Raw genomic sequence first — 15,748 nt, 5'->3', positions numbered from 1 at the left:
ATCAATGCTCGATTGTGACCGGGGTCATGGTGTACGTTCCTGTGGTCCGACCACACATCGTCATTCGACAGCCTGTCAGGAGATACCAGTGGCTACCGAGCTGCTTGCGGTGAGCTTCACACCGTCCACTACCGCGATCGGCGGGTCGTTGACCGCGTCGGCGCTCGTCGGGCTACTTCCCCTGGCGACGTTCTTCGTCCTGTTGACCGGCTTCAAACTCAAAGCGTGGTACTCGGGACTCGGCGCCTTGACAGTCGCAGCGACGGTGGCGGTAATCGGATTCGACATGCCGGCTTCGCTGACAGCGCTCTCGGCGCTCCAAGGCATCACCTTTGGCCTCTTCCCGGTCATGTGGATCGTGGTCACGGCAATCTGGTTCTACGAATTGACCGTCGCGAGTGGACGTTTCGAAGATCTCCGACGTGTTTTCAACACAGTCGGGCGTGGCGACATGCGCGTACAGGCCATGCTCATCGCATTCTGCTTCGGCGGGATGCTCGAAGCCCTCGCGGGCTTCGGCGCACCCGTGGCCATCACCGGCGCCATGCTCATCGCACTCGGCATGCCGCCCATCCGGGCAGCCGTCACCGTCCTGGTTGCCAACACGGCGCCAGTTGCCTTCGGCGCCATGGCTATTCCGATCACGACGGCGGGGAACCTGACTGGGATTCCCGCCACCGAAATCGCAGCCGTCGTCGGTCGGCAAACTCCGATCCTGGCACTGTTCGTGCCGCTTCTTCTCCTGTTCCTGGTCGATGGCAAACGAGGATTGAGGCAGGTCTGGCCCATCGCATTGGTCACCGGCGCCGTCTTCGCGCTCGCGCAGTTCTGGTGCTCGAGCCACTTCTCGTACGAACTGACGGACGTCGTTGCGTCTCTTGCCGGCCTCGCCGCTGCGGTCGCGATGCTGCGCTTCTGGCGTCCCACAACCCCGGACGATCAGCGCTCCAAGGTTGATCCCGAAAAGCTCAGTCCGTCAAGAACTTTCCTGGCCCTTTTCCCTTACCTGCTCGTAGTTGTGGTCTTCGGTGTCGCCAAGCTGTGGACCGTCGGATTCGATCTTCCCGCTTGGCTGAGCAAAACCGATCGCAAGGTCGAATGGCCTGGTCTGTACGGAAATCTGCTGACCGACACGGGAACCCCCTCGTCGAGCGCGATCTACACGTTCTCCTGGCTGTCCAATCCCGGCACACTTCTCTTGATCTGCGGCATGATCGTCACAGCCGTCTACGGTTTCTGGACTCACGGAAAACGATTCCCCCTGAGCGCGCGGCAATCCATGTCGACCTTCGGCACGACAGTGGTCAAGATGCGGCTGGCAATTGCAACTGTCGCCACGGTGCTCGGCTTGAGTTACGTCATGAACCAGTCAGGACAAACCGTGTCGATCGGCACCTGGCTGGCCGGCACCGGCGCTGCATTTGCCTTCTTCTCCCCCATGCTCGGCTGGCTCGGTACAGCCGTAACCGGTTCCGACACCTCCGCAAATGCACTGTTCGCCAAGTTGCAGCAGGTGGCGGGACAAACTGCGGGCATCGATCCGACCTTGTTGGTCGCGGCCAATACGTCCGGAGGAGTCGTAGGAAAGCTGGTCAGCCCTCAGAACCTCACAATTGCGGCAACTGCAGTCGGGCAGGTAGGTAGCGAGCCGATCCTGTTGCGCAAGGTCATCGGTTACAGCCTCGGTATGTTACTCATCCTGTGCACGCTCGTTTATCTGCAATCCACACCGGTCCTGTCGTGGATGCTCCCGTAGGAAGCACCTAGGCTCTTGGCTCATGCCCTCCGATTCGAGTCCACGCGCGTGGGAACAAGTACTGACGCACCTGGAGAAGCGGCTGACATCGGGAGAAGTCGTCCCGGGTCAGCGGCTTCCGGGTGAGCGCATCCTGGCGGCCGAACTCGGCGTCGGTCGTTCGTCGGTTCGCGAAGCTCTGCGCGTCATGGAAGCACTCGGCCTACTGAAAGCGCAGACGGGATCCGGCCCCACTTCCGGCGCGATGATCGTCGCCCGTCCCACCGGCGGCATGACCATGCTGATGCGAATGCAGGTTGCAGCACAAGGTTTTCCGGTGACAGATGTAGTTAAAACGCGCCTCGTGCTCGAGGCCGAGGTAATGCAAGAGCTCGCACGAACGCAACCAACTCCCAACTTGGAAACGGCAGTCGAGTTACTCGACTCGATGGACAATCTCGAACTCAGCGCGCACGAGTTCCTGATCCTCGACGCCCAATTTCACGTTGCACTCGCGGACGCTGCCGGCAATCGGGTTGTCGCGGCGATGATGACGGGGCTACGCGAATCGATCGAGGCGTACGTCCTCTCGGGAGTGAATCTCGATTCCTGGCCGAGCACGTGCTGCCGACTCCGCGAGGAACATCGCGGAATCGTCGAAGCCGTGCAGGCGGGAGATCCCGAATCGGCGCGCGAACGCATCACCGGTCACATTCGTGGCTATTACGCCGAAAGCACCCACTCCGCCCAGTGACAGGGGGGTGGTAATTGCACCTCCAGAAGTCGTGTACTGTTGGTTTCACACCGACGCGGGGTGGAGCAGCTCGGTAGCTCGCTGGGCTCATAACCCAGAGGTCGCAGGTTCAAATCCTGTCCCCGCTACAAAGAAAAGGCCCGTAGGTTGCGAAAGCGACCTACGGGCCTTTTGCTGTGCGCCTTTGTTAACCGCCGGGGGTTAACAAAGGCGCACAGCAGGGGTTCACACCGCCACTTTGTGAAAATCGATCTCCGCGGCCAGCATGCCGGAGAACCACCGATCCAGGTCCTCGTCGCTCACGGACTCGGGCATGGCGTCCACCTCGCACGCCAGCACCGCCACCTGAGACACGAATGGCGGAGCGACATGCATGTCCACCCAGTCCTGCAACGCTGGTTCGCGCTCGACCTTCAGGGCCGCAGCCTCCCGGCACCACGACAGATACAGGGTTTCCGCGGCGTACATGCCCACCAGGGCCGCCGCCCGGCCCTCGTCGCGGGCGAGGGCCAAGGCGTGCGTGGACAGAACGGCCGACTCCTCGACCAGAGCCGCTGCGTCACCCTCGTACGGGAAGCGGGACCGCAACTGCGCGAAATACTCGCGCTGTTCGCCCACCAGGTTCGACATCGACGTCACGTGGTCGAGCGCGTCGTCGAGCGTCGGGGATTCGGCGACCACCAACCCCAACACCTTGACGGCAGTCAGTACAAATGCCTCTTCGATCACGAGGTACCGGCGAAATCCCTCATCAGTCAACGTCCCGCCGATGGTGTCCTCGATGAATGGAACCGCCCGCGCGGCAGCGAGGTTACTCTGCTGCCGCGCGAGCAGGTCTGAGGACCGACTCATTCGCCGGCGACCCAACTGATCAAGCCGTCGAACAGGTCGGTGTATCCGGGCCACTGCTCACAGAACTCCGGTGGAGCCCAGTGCGGCGAGCAGTCCGAGGTGAAGACGATCGACCGTCCGGCGCCGTATTCACCTGCAGCGACAAGCGGATCGCCGTTGATGGTGGCGGGAACCGCAGCACCGTCTTTCGCGACGACGCGGTTGTATCCCAAGAGCGCCGGCCAGGAATCCCCGGCACCACCGAGAGCCGGGTGAGCGGCATCGACGACGGTGGGAACGATCCCGGCCGGTGTCTCGACGCGATCGTCCTCGGCCAGCATCGTCACTGGCAGCACCTCGGCAATCGCAGTCTGACGGAAGGCTGCTCGCGCCTGGAACCCCGAGAACGAGAGATAGCCACCGATCATCATCAGTGAGCCACCGGCGTTCACCCAGTCACGAAGCGCAACAAGGCGATCCTCGCCGGCGCGGAACTGGTCGAATACACCGGGAGCCAACTGCAGAGAATTCGCACCGATGTCGGAGAGAACGACGACGTCGAACTGCGACAGCGCTTCTGCGGTACCGGGAAACTGCGTCGGCACCAGGTGTGCGGGCATGTGTGTCACGTCGTGGCCACGTGAGGTGAGCGCATCCCTCAGCGGACCGACACCCTCGACGTAGGAATGGACACTGAACTCGTCGACGCCCTTGACGTGCGTCGACGTCGTCATCCAGCTCTCGCCGGCGATCAGTACTCGTTTACCCATGACTGCTTCTGTTTCCTTTCGCGGCCTGCTCGAAGAGCGACCTCGGGTTGTCTCGCATCAGTGCGGACACTTGCTGGGGATCTACGCCTGCGCGCATCAACCGTGCGGCGAAGGCGAGTGGTACGTAGGAGAATCCGTTACCGCCGTGCTTTCTGAGCATTGATTTGAGGAAGAGATCGTGACTGAGCAACAGTTGTGAGGCGTGGCCGGAAGTCACCAATCCGGCTACCGCAGTGGCTGTTTCCGCCGGATGTGGAGAAAGGCCCTCCCCGGGGAAGTCGAAAGGCATTCCGATCATGTCGAACTCGAGGAAAACTCCGCGGTCGGCGAGCGATCGTTGGTATTCGGTGTCGTGTCCCGACGGGTCCATGTGGCACAGGACCACTGCTTGCGGATCGACGCCCATCTCGTTGACCACGATGTCGACAACGTGATGTCCGACGCGCTGCCATCCCGGAAGGTGGACGAACAGGGGCACGTCCACCTCACGCTGAGCGATGCACGCCGCCCGCAACGCTTTCGACTCGTTCTGAGTGAAGAGCGGGGAGACACCGATCTCCCCGATCACTCCCGGAGCCAATTCCTTTGCCGGATCGAACTCCTCGACAAGCGAACCCGCCAGATCGTCGACACCGAGTTCGTGGACCTCCACCGGATGAGTCGTCTCGAGGTACCACCCCGAACCCATGATCACTCGCACGTCGGACTTTCGCGAGAACTCAGCCAACTTCTCCGGCGCCCGGCCCAGCCCCGGCGGCGTCAGATCGACGATCGTCCGACCACCGAGGCGAGCGAAGTCCGCAAGGTCCTCCACCACTGCCGCTGCGTCGTCGACTCGACAATTGTCGAGGCTGTAGTAAGGATTGTCGTGAAGAAGCCAAGCATCGTCGGCACGTACCGGACCGGCCAACCGCTGCGCCACAACCGGATCCGGGGCCTCGGTGTATGCACCGGTGACGTCGTTGTGCAGATGTTCGTGTGGGAGCACCAGTCCGAGTTCCGAACTGTCGACAGTACCCGTGACGGTACGAACCTTGCTCATGAGCGTGCAGGCCCCGAGGGTGCGGACTGCAGGTGTCGCCACAGCGCGCTCAGTGTGTGTCCGCGCATGTTGATCCAGATGGCCAGTAGCAGAACGACACCGGTGATGATCGGCGTGAGGAACGGGCTCACGCCGAGCAGGGTCAATCCGTTGGCGATGATTCCGGTCAGGACAGCGCCGATGACGGTACCGATCACGGTGCCGCGACCGCCAAAAAGGTTGGTGCCACCGAGAACCACCGCGGTGATCACGGTGAGCTCGAATCCCGTTGCGGAGTTGGCCGAACCCGAGCCCAGTCGAGCCGCGATCAGCAGTCCCGCGATGCCGGCGGCCAGGCCGGTGAAGACGAGCGTCATCATGAGCACACGACGCGTGTTGACGCCGGACCGTCGTACGGATTCGACGTTGGAACCGATACCGGTGACGTAGCGTCCGAAGCGCATGCGGTTGAGCGCAATTGCTCCGATGACCACGACGACGAGAGCGATCCAGGCGCTGGCGGAGAACCCGAGGAACTCTGCAGTTCCGAGCTTCGCGAAGTAGGTGTCTGCCGGGACCGGAACGGAGAACCCTTCGGTCCGGTACAGCGCGATGCCGCGGATGACGGACATCGTCGCCAGAGTCACGATGAACGGCGGAATACCCTGATAGGCGGCCAGCCAACCGTTGACCAGACCCCAGGCTGCACCCATCACCGGGGCGGCGACGAAGACCAGGGACGAATCGACGCCCGCCTGGATCAGTTCGGCACTCATCGCCGCGACGAACGCGACGATCGCACCGACGGACAGGTCGATCTGACCGGCCGTGATCACGAAAGTCATTGCTACCGCGATGATCAGAACCGGAGCGATCTGGGTTGCCAGGTTCGACAGGTTCGTGAATGTCAGGAACGACGACGTGGTCGCCGAGAAGACAGCTGCGACAGCAATTGTCACCGCGAGCATCGCAAGCGTCGGCTTGTTGACGCTGTCCCACAACGACGGCTTGGCGGCAAGCTTTCGCTCGACCGGTGCCTGGGTCTTCTCGAGAGTGGTCATGCCGTGACTCCCTGTGCTGCTGCCGGTGTCCGTTGCGGAACCGGAGTTCGAGTGATGAGTCCGACGAGAGACTCGATGTTGAGGTCGCCGATCGGAACGTCGTCGACGCTCTGCCCCTCGTACATGACCGTGATTCGGTCACACACGCGGAACAGATCCTGCAGGCGGTGCGTCACGAGAATGACGCCCACCCCGGCCGCTGCCACGTCCGTGATCAGCTTGAGCACCGACTCGACCTCTGCGACGGCAAGCGCTGCGGTGGGCTCGTCGAGGATCAGCACGTCGGGCCGGAAGGAGACCGCGCGGGCGATCGCGACGGTTTGCCGCTGTCCGCCGGACAGCTGCCCGATCTCCTGGTAGGTCGACTTCACCTTGACATGCAGGTCAGCAAGAATGTGAGCCGCCTTCTCGTGCATGGCATGCCGGTCGAGGAAGGGACCCTTTCGCGGTTCTCGGCCGAGGAACAGGTTGCTGGCGACGTCGAGCGTGTCGCACAGAGCCAGGTCCTGGTAGACGATTCCGATCTTCTTCTGCTGCGCGTCGAGCGGCGTCGAAAAGCGTACTGGTTCACCGTTGACGCGCATTTCACCGCCGTCGTGCTGAACTGCGCCGGCGAGAATCTTCATCAGAGTGGACTTACCGGCGCCGTTGTCGCCGACCACTCCGAGTACTTCACCCTTCGCCAGCCGAAGGTCCACTCCTTGAAGGGACTTCACCGGTCCGTACGACTTGGTGATGCCCGAGAGTTCGATCAGTGGAGGTGCCATGATTACTTCTCCAAGTAGTACATGTAGTCGGCGACGTTCTCCGGAGTCACGATCTGGGTGGGAACGGGGATGTTTGCCGGAGCGCCGCGGCCACAAGCCAGGTCGATTGCCGAATTCATTGCCTCGTGGCCGAATTCGAAGGTGTTCTGCTGGACCACGCCTTTAAGCCAACCGGCTTTGAGTCCGCCTACCGCCTGATCCGAAAGATCCCAACCGACTGCTTCGATGCGATCCTGCGCCTTCTGACTGTTGACCGCCGCGACGAGTCCGATCAAGGCCGGCTCACCGGTTGCGTAGACGTACTTCATGTCGCCGCCGCCGGTCAGCAGGTTCTCCGCTGCGGTCTGTGCGTTCTCCTGAATGTTACGTCCGTCCACGACGGTGCCGACGGTCATTCCTCGGCCGGTCACGGTCTCGGTGAAGCCCTTCTGCCGCTCCAGCTGGACTGTGCTGTTGAGCGCGCCGACGATACCGACCGTTCCGGTGTTGTTCGCGACATCGGCCAAGGTGTTTCCGATCTTGGCACCGCCCTCGGCGTTGGCCGTACCGACCTGAGTCGACAGCGCCGGATCGTCGATGGTCGCATCGACAGCGACAACCGGGATGCCCGCGTTCTTGGCCTTGACCACCGACGGCTTGATTCCGTCCGTGTCGATCGCGTCGACGATGATCGCGTCGACACCGGCGGCGATCAGATTGTCGAAAGCATTGGCCTGTGCGACGGAATCGTCGTTGCCGCTGATGATCTGCAGGTCGACGCCTGCCTTGTCCGCGACGTTCTTCGCGGCATTGTTGATCTGGTTGAAGTACAGCGCCTGGAGATTGATGGTCACCAGGCCGACCTTGAGCTTGCCGTTCGTCCCGTCACAGCTTTCGGCGACCCGGGTCGGCTGCGGGATGGACGAGCCACCCGATGCGTCCTTCGAGTCACTCGACGACGCCGAGTCACAAGCGGTGAGCGTGAGCGCGACTGCAGCTCCCAGAGCCAGAGGCAAAGCACGTTTCATCATCGAGTCTCCAAAAGGGTGTGAGGGGTCAATATTGCTGTGAAGCTGTCCAATTCATCTCGGGTGGGGCATCCGCGGGGTCCTGCGGTGGCGCAAGCCAAGGCAGCCGAGGCTCCCGCGAGTCGTGCGGCGTCCACCGGCGAGCGCCCGGCGTCGACAAAAGCGATGTACGTACCGCCGAAGCAATCGCCGGCCCCGACTGCATCGACGACGTCGACCACTACTGCCGGTTCGCTCGTCACCTCGCCGTCCGGTGTGGCCAGCGTCCAACCTCGCGAGCCGTCGGTCACCAGCAGGTGAGTATTGTGCTCGGCGGCCAGTGCCTGCCACTGATCGAGATCGATCCCGAACTCGCCTTCCCACAGGGCACGCCCTACGACGACGTGGTCAGCGAGCGCGAACGCGCGCAGTGCCGCGGCTTTGTTTTCACAACCGTCCAGATCGATTACCAGACTTACGCTTCCCGGCAATTCATCCGGGAGGAAGACCGCACGGTATCCGTCGAGGAACAGTCGTCCACCGCCGGCAGCGGCCAATCGGGTAACGACAACTCCGATGCGTTCGGCATCGTTCGGGTCATCCTGGCTGATGATGGAGCGATCGCCGTCCTGCGCGATGAGAACAACTGCCGTCGACAGGAACGCATCTCGCGGCGACCAACTGGTGTCGACGCCATCTGCCTCGAGGGCTTCGAGAAACTCGGTGGACCGCGCGTCCGGGCCCACGGCACCGGCAAAGATCACCTGCGCGCCCATTCGGGCCGCGGATACCGCAGCATTTGCATTCATTCCACCGTCGATCTGACTGATGGCCGTTGCCTGAACGCGCTCCCCGAGGACCGGTACGTGTGGGACATGCACCGTCACATCGTTGTTGGCGTATCCACAAAAGACAATCATGGTTACTTTCCTGCAGCCCGGGACAGTTCGCGGACCTTCTCGCCTGCGACCCGTCCCCACCAGCGTCCATTGTCCTTCACCGAAGATGCAACTATGGCGCCGTCGCATTCCTTCATCAGCGCTGCGACATTGGCAGCCGTGATGCCGGATCCGATGATCACCGGAAGAACGGTGTTGTCTCGGATCACGGAAACCTCGTCGACCGAAGCGGCGTCACCGGTGCGCGAACCCGTCGCGATCAGAACGTCTGCGTCGAAGAACTCGGCGTCTTCGGTCTGTTCCGCGACAGTGCGGTCCGCGACAATGGCATGCGCACCGTGCTTGACGTGCACGTCAGCGAAGATCCTGACCGGGTCGGCGCCGATGCGATGGCGGAAGCGCGTCGTCTTGGCAGCCTGACCCTCGATGAAGCCCTCATTGGCAATGTAGGCATTGGCCCACTGATTGACGCGCACAAAACTCGCGCCCGCCGCCCACGCCGCGGCCACTCCGCACTCGCCGGCGTTGGACAGGATGCTGACGCCGACGGCCTTGCCGAACTCGCCGACCACCGCTGCCGTGATGACGCCCATGCTGGCGGCCGTCTCGTATCCGTGTTCACCGGGCTTGAGGAACGGTATGTCCCAATGATTTTCGACGATCACACCGTCGAAACCGTTGTCGACGTACGCGTGTGCTTCCTCCACAGCGAAGCGAGCAATTTCCGAAACCGGCTGCCCGGTGTAGTGCGGGCTGCCCGGCAGAGCAGGGAGGTGGATGGCCCCGATGAGAGAAGGCGTGCCGGTGAACATCTCTGCCAACGCCGAGGGCTTGGGCGGAAAGACTCCGAGCGGTGATGCGGTCACTTCAGCTACCCCATTCCATGCGCAAGATTTGCGCTGTATGTCCATGCACAAGATCTGCACACGATGTAATCGATTGCCTTGATGAATTAGCAGGTTATGCGATCAACACCGGGTTGTGTCAAGGATTTCACAATTCGAATTTGTAAACGATTGCCTCAATCGCGTTACATGCGGGACACTGGACCGTGCGGTTCGATAACCTCGGACCCGAATCGAGCAGAAAACGGGGGACGCATGCGCAAGGCGACCATTCGCGATGTCGCGGAACTGGCCGGGGTGTCGACTGCCACCGTGTCGCGGGCACTGTCCGGATCCCGCCCTGTCTCGGACGAGCTTGCGGCGACGATCAAACGAGCCGCGGATTCTCTCGGATACTCGGGAAACATCATCGCCAGCTCACTGCGTCGTAATCGGACGGACACTGTTGGAATGGTGGTTCCGAGCATCGCGAACCCCTTCTTCACTTCGCTGGTAGTCAACGTCGAACACGTCCTCGCTCAGCGCGGACTACAACTGTTCCTGTGCGATTCTCGTTCCGACCCCGACGTGGAAGCGCAGCGACTGAAGTCGCTCGTCTCGCGACAGGTGGACGGAATCATCATCAGCCCGTGCCACGGCGAACTGAGTGCCGAGGCCGTCCGAGCCAGCGCGGCAACGCTTCCGGTCGTTCAACTGGACCGGTTTGCAATGGATACCCAGACGGACTGGGTCGGCGTCGACGACGACGCCGCTCAATCCCTGGTGATGGAGCATCTATCGGAGCGTGGCGCGCAATCAGCCGCCTTCATCAGTTCCGAGCTGACCAATTCGTCAACAGAACTTCGCCGGGCCGGCTTCTTCCGCCACGCGGATCGAATGGGCATCGAAACTCGTGACGAGTGGACACAACTCGGCGAGTACTCGATCGAATGGGGGCGCACGGCATCCAACATCATCCTGACCGGCAAAACTCGCCCCGACGCTCTGGTCTGCGCCGACGACTTGATCGCACTCGGCGTGTTGCAAACCTGCCACACACTGGGCATCGACGTCCCCGGCGACGTCCTGGTCACCGGTTTCGACAACATCCCGTTCTCCGAACTATGCAATCCGCCGTTGACCACCGTCGGACAGCCACAGGAGAGAATCGCGGAAGAAGCTGTGCGACTTCTGGATCAAGCGATGAACAACTCTTCCGAGTCGACAGCCCACATTGCGCTTGCTCCTGAACTGATTGTCCGTCAGTCCACCGTCGGCCAAGCAGCAGCCACCGCACCGTAAGCAGCAATTGCATCGTCCAGTTCCGAGACCTTGACGCTTTCGTTGGCCGCATGCATCAGCGAGGGAGTACCAGGCCCCCAGATCACGACGGGAGCTCCTGGGGCGGCCGCTGCCAGCACCGAAGCGTCGGTGAAGTACGAAACCGGTTCGGTTGCAACAGGGATCGGCAAGGTGGCCAACCACGGATCCGACGCGTCGGTGCGCACGCCCCCCCAGATGAATCGACGTCTCTACCGAGTCGACTTCTGGTTGGGCTCGCCACCACGCGAGCAGGTCGGCGCCGTCTCCCACCGTGCGGTGATCGATCACCGCACGTGCACTGTCCGGCACGATGTTCGGAGCCGAACCCCCGCCGACCAAGCCGAGGTTCCAGGTTTCGGCACCCAGAAACGCGTCGGACGACAGCGGAAGCTCACGCCGGGCTCGGTCGACGACGTCAAGCAGTTTGAGGACGGCGTTGGTTCCTCGCTGCGGTGTACTCCCGTGCGCGGCTTTTCCTTTGACGGACACTTCGAGCCACAGTGCGCCGCGGTGCCCCAGGTTGATGCGATTGCCGGTCGCCTCGGGAACGATGACGGCCCCGACCTCGAGATTCGCCACGGCGTCAGCCGAACGAACAGCCCCGAGCGATCCGATTTCCTCGTCGCTCGTCAGCAACAGCGCGACCGGGACTCCACGTTCGAAAGCGTCGACAACCGCGGCAGTAGCGGCAACAAGGCCGGCCTTCATATCCGATGTCCCTCTGCCGAGGAACAATTCGCCGTCGACCTGTGCGGCGTACGGGTCGAACTCCCAGTCGGAGACAGTGCCCACCGGCACCGTGTCCACGTGGCAGGCGAACAGGAGTCTGGCTGCCGAGGGTGCAGCTTCGTTGGTGATCAAGGCCCAGGGATGATTGCCGGTCAGGTCTGACTCCACCTTCGCCTGTGGCGCACGTGAGAGAACCAACGAGACAATCGAATCCATCGCCCGCCGTTGAGGAGCGGACTCCCCCGAGACCGTGTCGAGGGCTACCAGTTCCGAGAGAAGACCGAGAGAATCCATGTACCCATTGTTGCACTGTCGCGGATTCAGTGCGTTGCCAGCTGAGCGACGACGATGTAGTTGTCCGGCGTCGACTCCCCCTCGACGACATCACAATTGGCGAGGATCAGCCGTCCCGGGACGGATTCGCGCAACTCGTGTGCGCCCAACAGTGAACCTTTGTGCAACGGCCCGACGGTTTCGACGTCGTACTCGAGCACTCCGTTCGGAGTACCCAGTAGAACGTGATCACCTGGCTCGACTACCCGTAGCGCTCGGAACGGTGCTTCGCGACTGGTGTAGTTGTGCCCGACCACAACAACTGTCTGCGTGGTCGATGTTCCCGGCAGTCCGCTCTCGCCCCACCACACCGGCAGCTCGTCGACCGGATTCAGCTGCTGCCCACTCTCGCCGCCGCGCATCAGTTTTTCCGAGTGCAATGGACTGCTCAGGTACGTAACCCCGGACGCAGACCTCAACTCGATCCGCTCGGGTTCGGCCGGATCGACGGGCGCCGAAGCCGGTGCAGCCGCGATGTGCGACTGCACCGGCGAGCGGTCAGGTGGCGATCCCGGGTCCTCGTCCGAACATCCGGATACGAGGAGTGCGAGGATTGCCACCACCGAGAGGCCGACGCTACGCAGACGTGTTGCCCGTACCGTCATGACGCTTGCGACGAACGACCACCGTCGTAGCTGCTGCGGCTGCGGCGCCCACGACTCCGACGCCGATCAGTACAGCCGGAAGATTCGAACTGCTGCTACCGCTGCTGCTGCTTGCAGTGTCACCGAGAGCAAGATCGACCGGGGGCAGGGTTCCGGCAAGTGCCGGATCACCATCGGAGTCAGTGATGTAGTAGTCGACGACGTCGAAGGCGCCCTTGTTGTTGTAGTAGCCGACCAGCTTGACGCCGGTCTTGTTCACCACAGCGGTGGTCTCGTCGACCTTCGTGACTCCGGAACCGTCGTCAGTGTGCTCACCGATGATCACTTCACCGCCGACGCCTGTTCCGTTGTCGATCTCCTTCTCGCCCTTTGCCTTGAGCTCGTCGACGATCTTCTGCGCTGCATCCGCTTCGGCTTTCGCGGCGGCTGCGGCGGCCTGAGCTTCCTTGGCCTTTGCTGCTGCGGCGTCGGCCGCGGCCTTCGCGTCTTCGGCCGCCAGGTAGAGATCCTGCGCCTTCTTGCTCGCCGCTTCGGCAGCTTCGGCCTTCTTGGCGGCTTCGGCAGCCTTTTCGGCGGCGATTGCTCGCTTGTCGGTGGCCTCCTCCCCTGCAGCATCGGCCTCGGCCTGGGCCGTCTCTGCGGCCTTCTGTGCAGCGTCGGCGTCCTTCTGTGCAGAAGCTGCTGTAGCAGCCGCTTCGTCTGCGGCCTTACGGGCGGCGGTGGCAGCTTCTACTTCGGTGGCCGCCGCGGACTCAGCTGCCTTGGCGGTGGTTTCGGCGGCAGTGGCCACCTTCTGAGTTTCCTTGACGGTGATCGCGAGCTGCTTGGCATTCCAAGCGGCGGCCAACGCCTGAGCCTTTGCGGCGAGTCCCTTCGCGAAATCCCAGTTCTTGAAGGCTTCGTCGGCTTCCTTGTTCTTGTCCGCAACCAGCTTGGCGTTTGCATCCGCGGCAGCCTTCGCCTCATCGGCCTTGGCCTGCAGAGCATTGGCCTCGGCGCGAGCCTGTGCCGCCTCCTCGGTCTTGGTGCCCGAACCGGCGGCCTTCGCAGCTTCCTCGAGTTCCGTTGCCTTGGCTGCGGCCGCATCTGCTTCTGCCTGAGCTGTTTTTGCTACCTCTTTGGCGTCGGCCGCAGCGGACTCCGCAACCTTGGCCGCCTCTTCTGCGTCCTTGGCAGACTGTTCCGCTGCCCCGGCCTCCGCCTTGGCCTTGGTCGACTCGACCGCAGCCTTGGTTGCCTCGACGCTCGCCTGAGTCATTGCCTCGGTCGCCTTCACCGAAGTGTCTGTCGCTGCGGACGAGTCGACCCCTGCCGTCGCGGCTGCTTCGGCCGCCTTCGCTGCGGCGTCGGCTGCGGCTTTGGCTTTTGCTTCGGCTTCCGCCAGTGCCGCGGCGTCCGTTGCCGCGGTTCCGGCAGTACCTGCTTCTGCGGCGCCGGCCTCGACCTTCTCGGGTACGGTCTCGGTGCTTGTCGCCGCGTCGGCGTCGGTAGTGGGAACTGCCTCTTCCTCAGCGCAGGTCACAAGCGGATCTGTGCTCGGGGTACACACGGTTTCCGGCTCTGCCGATGCAATTCCCGTGCCGCCCACCGCCAATCCGAGAGCTAGTACGGCACCGGCGGCCGCAGAGCGGACCCTCCGAGAATGGGCGATGGACTTCTCCGACATAGCGCTCAACCTTTCGGCCTTCTTTTACGAAGACGGCAATTCCGGCGTGGACAGCCTTTACTTCGTCGGCTGAGTTCCAGACGTTACGACCGGTCGGTCCGAAAAATTGAAAGCTTGTGTTCAGCGAGCGGGAATCAGGTCCGCGGAACTCGCCCCATCAGGTAAAACTCCGGGTTGGGCAGCATGCCGGAAAAACTCGCCATTCGGTTACTGAGGCCGAAAAAGGCAGTGATCGCCGCAATGTCCCACGCATCCTCGTCACCGAAGCCGTGCTTATGGAGTGCATCGAAATCGGCGTCGGCGATTTCGTGAGAGGCGGAGTTCACCTTGGTGGCGAAGTCGAGCATCACGCGCTGACGATCGGAGATCTCTGCGGTGCGATAGTTGACCGCAACCTGATCGGCAACCAGTGGCTTCTTTTCGTAGATACGCAGAATCGCGCCGTGCGCGACAACGCAGTACGTACATTTGTTGGCCGCGGAGATCGTGGTGACGATCATTTCTCGATCGCCCTTGGTGAGCGCGGAATCTTCCTTGAGCATGATCGCGTCGTGGTACGCGAAGAATGCCCGGAACTCGGCTGGGCGACGAGCGAACATCAGGAAGACGTTGGGCACGAACCCCGACTTCTCCTGGATCTCGAGAATCTTGGTGGCGATGTCCTCGGGCACCTCGGTCAATTCAGCCTGCGGAAAACGGGTGCTCACTGTGCCTCCTGGTCAACCATCGATGTTCGATTCAAGATAATGATGATTAACTGAGTTGTCCAGATGCATTCCTGCCCTACTTTTTCGGGCACGGATAGTCGGGTACGACCGAGGCGATCTGCGTAGCGTGAAACCCGTGAACAGGAAGACACGATGATCGACGGACTGAACCGCGCGCTCGAGTACATCGAAGACAATCTGAGCGGCGAGATCGACACAGTCGAGATGGCAAGGCTGGCAACCACCTCGGAATATCACTTCCGAAGGATGTTCTCGGCCCTCGCCGGCATTCCTGTGTCGGAGTACATCCGTCGTCGTCGACTCACCCTGGCTGGTGCCGAGTTGTCGGTCAGCAGATCAGGAGTGTTGGAGACAGCCGTGAAGTACGGGTACTCGTCCGCGGAAGCCTTCACACGAGCGTTCACCACATTTCACGGCGTGAGTCCCGGCGCAGTCAAACGCGCTCCCGCCGTTCTCAAATCACAACCGAAGCTTGTCATTCACGTGACGTTGGAAGGAGCCACACCGATGGACTACATGCTTGTAGACAAACCCGCCTTGACGGTAGTCGGATTCAAAACCCGGGTACCACTGGTTCACGAAGGTCCCAATTCTGCCATCGAAGATTTCACCCGCACCGTGGACAAGGTCGCGCTACGAGGACTGCGCGAGCTGTCCGATCAAGAACCGGAGGGAATCGTCAGTGTTGTCGACAATTTGGCGTAGCCCAGAACCGA

The 15,748-nt window shown here is 62.1% G+C and carries 15 protein-coding genes, 1 tRNA gene and 1 pseudogene; 5 read left to right on the top strand and 12 right to left on the bottom strand.

Features of this window, described 5'->3' with window-relative positions:
• The first annotated feature begins 88 nt into the window (after positions 1-88).
• From ACFWEM_RS03680 to ACFWEM_RS03670, 3 genes are all read left to right on the top strand, one after another.
• Complete coding sequence (locus ACFWEM_RS03680; protein ID WP_378531240.1) at positions 89-1,756, top strand: L-lactate permease; 1,668 nt, start codon at positions 89-91, stop codon at positions 1,754-1,756.
• Positions 1,757-1,778: 22 nt separating this feature from the next.
• The gene (locus ACFWEM_RS03675; protein ID WP_378531239.1) at positions 1,779-2,489 is read left to right on the top strand and encodes a FadR/GntR family transcriptional regulator; all 711 of its coding nucleotides are present in this window, start codon (positions 1,779-1,781) and stop codon (positions 2,487-2,489) included.
• A 54-nt stretch (positions 2,490-2,543) separates the two neighbouring features.
• Positions 2,544-2,617: transfer RNA gene (locus ACFWEM_RS03670), tRNA-Met, on the top strand.
• Positions 2,618-2,714: 97 nt separating this feature from the next.
• On the opposite strand, the gene ACFWEM_RS03665 is transcribed toward ACFWEM_RS03670, so the two are convergent.
• Genes ACFWEM_RS03665 through ACFWEM_RS03630 form a run of 8 tightly spaced genes read right to left on the bottom strand, consistent with a single transcriptional unit; the run spans position 2,715 to position 9,690 of the window.
• A complete protein-coding gene (locus tag ACFWEM_RS03665) occupies positions 2,715-3,341 on the bottom strand; it encodes a TenA family protein (protein ID WP_378531238.1) in 627 nt (208 codons plus the stop codon).
• Entirely contained in the window at positions 3,338-4,090 is a 753-nt protein-coding gene (locus tag ACFWEM_RS03660; protein ID WP_317825854.1) for a glutamine amidotransferase, read from the bottom strand. The genes ACFWEM_RS03665 and ACFWEM_RS03660 overlap by 4 nt, the downstream gene beginning before the upstream one ends.
• Positions 4,083-5,174: a phosphotriesterase gene (locus ACFWEM_RS03655; RefSeq protein WP_378531237.1), complete on the bottom strand. Its 1,092-nt coding sequence runs from the start codon at positions 5,172-5,174 to the stop codon at positions 4,083-4,085. The genes ACFWEM_RS03660 and ACFWEM_RS03655 overlap by 8 nt, the downstream gene beginning before the upstream one ends.
• Positions 5,129-6,172, bottom strand: a complete 1,044-nt coding sequence (locus ACFWEM_RS03650) for an ABC transporter permease (RefSeq protein WP_372025252.1) — start codon at positions 6,170-6,172, stop codon at positions 5,129-5,131. The genes ACFWEM_RS03655 and ACFWEM_RS03650 overlap by 46 nt, the downstream gene beginning before the upstream one ends.
• On the bottom strand, positions 6,169-6,939 hold the full coding sequence (locus ACFWEM_RS03645) for an ATP-binding cassette domain-containing protein (protein WP_372025254.1): 771 nt from the start codon (positions 6,937-6,939) through the stop codon (positions 6,169-6,171). Before ACFWEM_RS03645 ends, ACFWEM_RS03650 begins: the two co-directional genes overlap by 4 nt.
• Positions 6,940-6,941: 2 nt before the next feature.
• On the bottom strand, positions 6,942-7,949 hold the full coding sequence (locus tag ACFWEM_RS03640; RefSeq protein WP_019745494.1) for a substrate-binding domain-containing protein: 1,008 nt from the start codon (positions 7,947-7,949) through the stop codon (positions 6,942-6,944).
• Positions 7,946-8,845, bottom strand: a complete 900-nt coding sequence (locus ACFWEM_RS03635) for a carbohydrate kinase family protein (RefSeq protein ID WP_378531236.1) — start codon at positions 8,843-8,845, stop codon at positions 7,946-7,948. Before ACFWEM_RS03635 ends, ACFWEM_RS03640 begins: the two co-directional genes overlap by 4 nt.
• A gap of 2 nt (positions 8,846-8,847) precedes the next feature.
• Complete coding sequence (locus ACFWEM_RS03630) at positions 8,848-9,690, bottom strand: BtpA/SgcQ family protein (protein ID WP_003940276.1); 843 nt, start codon at positions 9,688-9,690, stop codon at positions 8,848-8,850.
• Positions 9,691-9,924: 234 nt separating this feature from the next.
• On the opposite strand from ACFWEM_RS03630, the gene ACFWEM_RS03625 reads away from it, so the two are divergent.
• Positions 9,925-10,950, top strand: a complete 1,026-nt coding sequence (locus ACFWEM_RS03625) for a LacI family DNA-binding transcriptional regulator (protein ID WP_285182146.1) — start codon at positions 9,925-9,927, stop codon at positions 10,948-10,950.
• Between the two features lie 348 nt (positions 10,951-11,298).
• Here the strand turns inward: ACFWEM_RS03625 and ACFWEM_RS03620 are convergent.
• The 4 genes and pseudogenes from ACFWEM_RS03620 to ACFWEM_RS03605 all read right to left on the bottom strand — a co-directional run.
• Positions 11,299-11,916: pseudogene (locus ACFWEM_RS03620) on the bottom strand (M20/M25/M40 family metallo-hydrolase); the annotation flags it as partial.
• 104 nt (positions 11,917-12,020) lie between these two features.
• Positions 12,021-12,638, bottom strand: a complete 618-nt coding sequence (locus ACFWEM_RS03615; RefSeq protein WP_378531235.1) for a sortase domain-bontaining protein — start codon at positions 12,636-12,638, stop codon at positions 12,021-12,023.
• Positions 12,610-14,304, bottom strand: a complete 1,695-nt coding sequence (locus tag ACFWEM_RS03610; protein WP_378531234.1) for a hypothetical protein — start codon at positions 14,302-14,304, stop codon at positions 12,610-12,612. The genes ACFWEM_RS03615 and ACFWEM_RS03610 overlap by 29 nt, the downstream gene beginning before the upstream one ends.
• A 134-nt stretch (positions 14,305-14,438) precedes the next feature.
• Positions 14,439-15,011 (bottom strand): peroxidase-related enzyme, encoded by a 573-nt coding sequence (locus ACFWEM_RS03605; protein WP_378531233.1) that lies wholly within the window; start codon positions 15,009-15,011, stop codon positions 14,439-14,441.
• 153 nt (positions 15,012-15,164) lie between these two features.
• On the opposite strand from ACFWEM_RS03605, the gene ACFWEM_RS03600 reads away from it, so the two are divergent.
• Positions 15,165-15,737 (top strand): helix-turn-helix domain-containing protein, encoded by a 573-nt coding sequence (locus ACFWEM_RS03600; RefSeq protein ID WP_378531232.1) that lies wholly within the window; start codon positions 15,165-15,167, stop codon positions 15,735-15,737.
• Positions 15,738-15,748: the final 11 nt, after the last annotated feature.

Source organism: Rhodococcus sp. NPDC060176 (assembly GCF_042728675.1).
In the GTDB taxonomy this organism is placed as follows: Bacteria; Actinomycetota; Actinomycetes; order Mycobacteriales; family Mycobacteriaceae; genus Rhodococcus_F.
The sequence above is the reverse complement of the archived record's forward strand: the minus strand, read 5'-3'. Positions and strand labels throughout refer to the sequence as shown.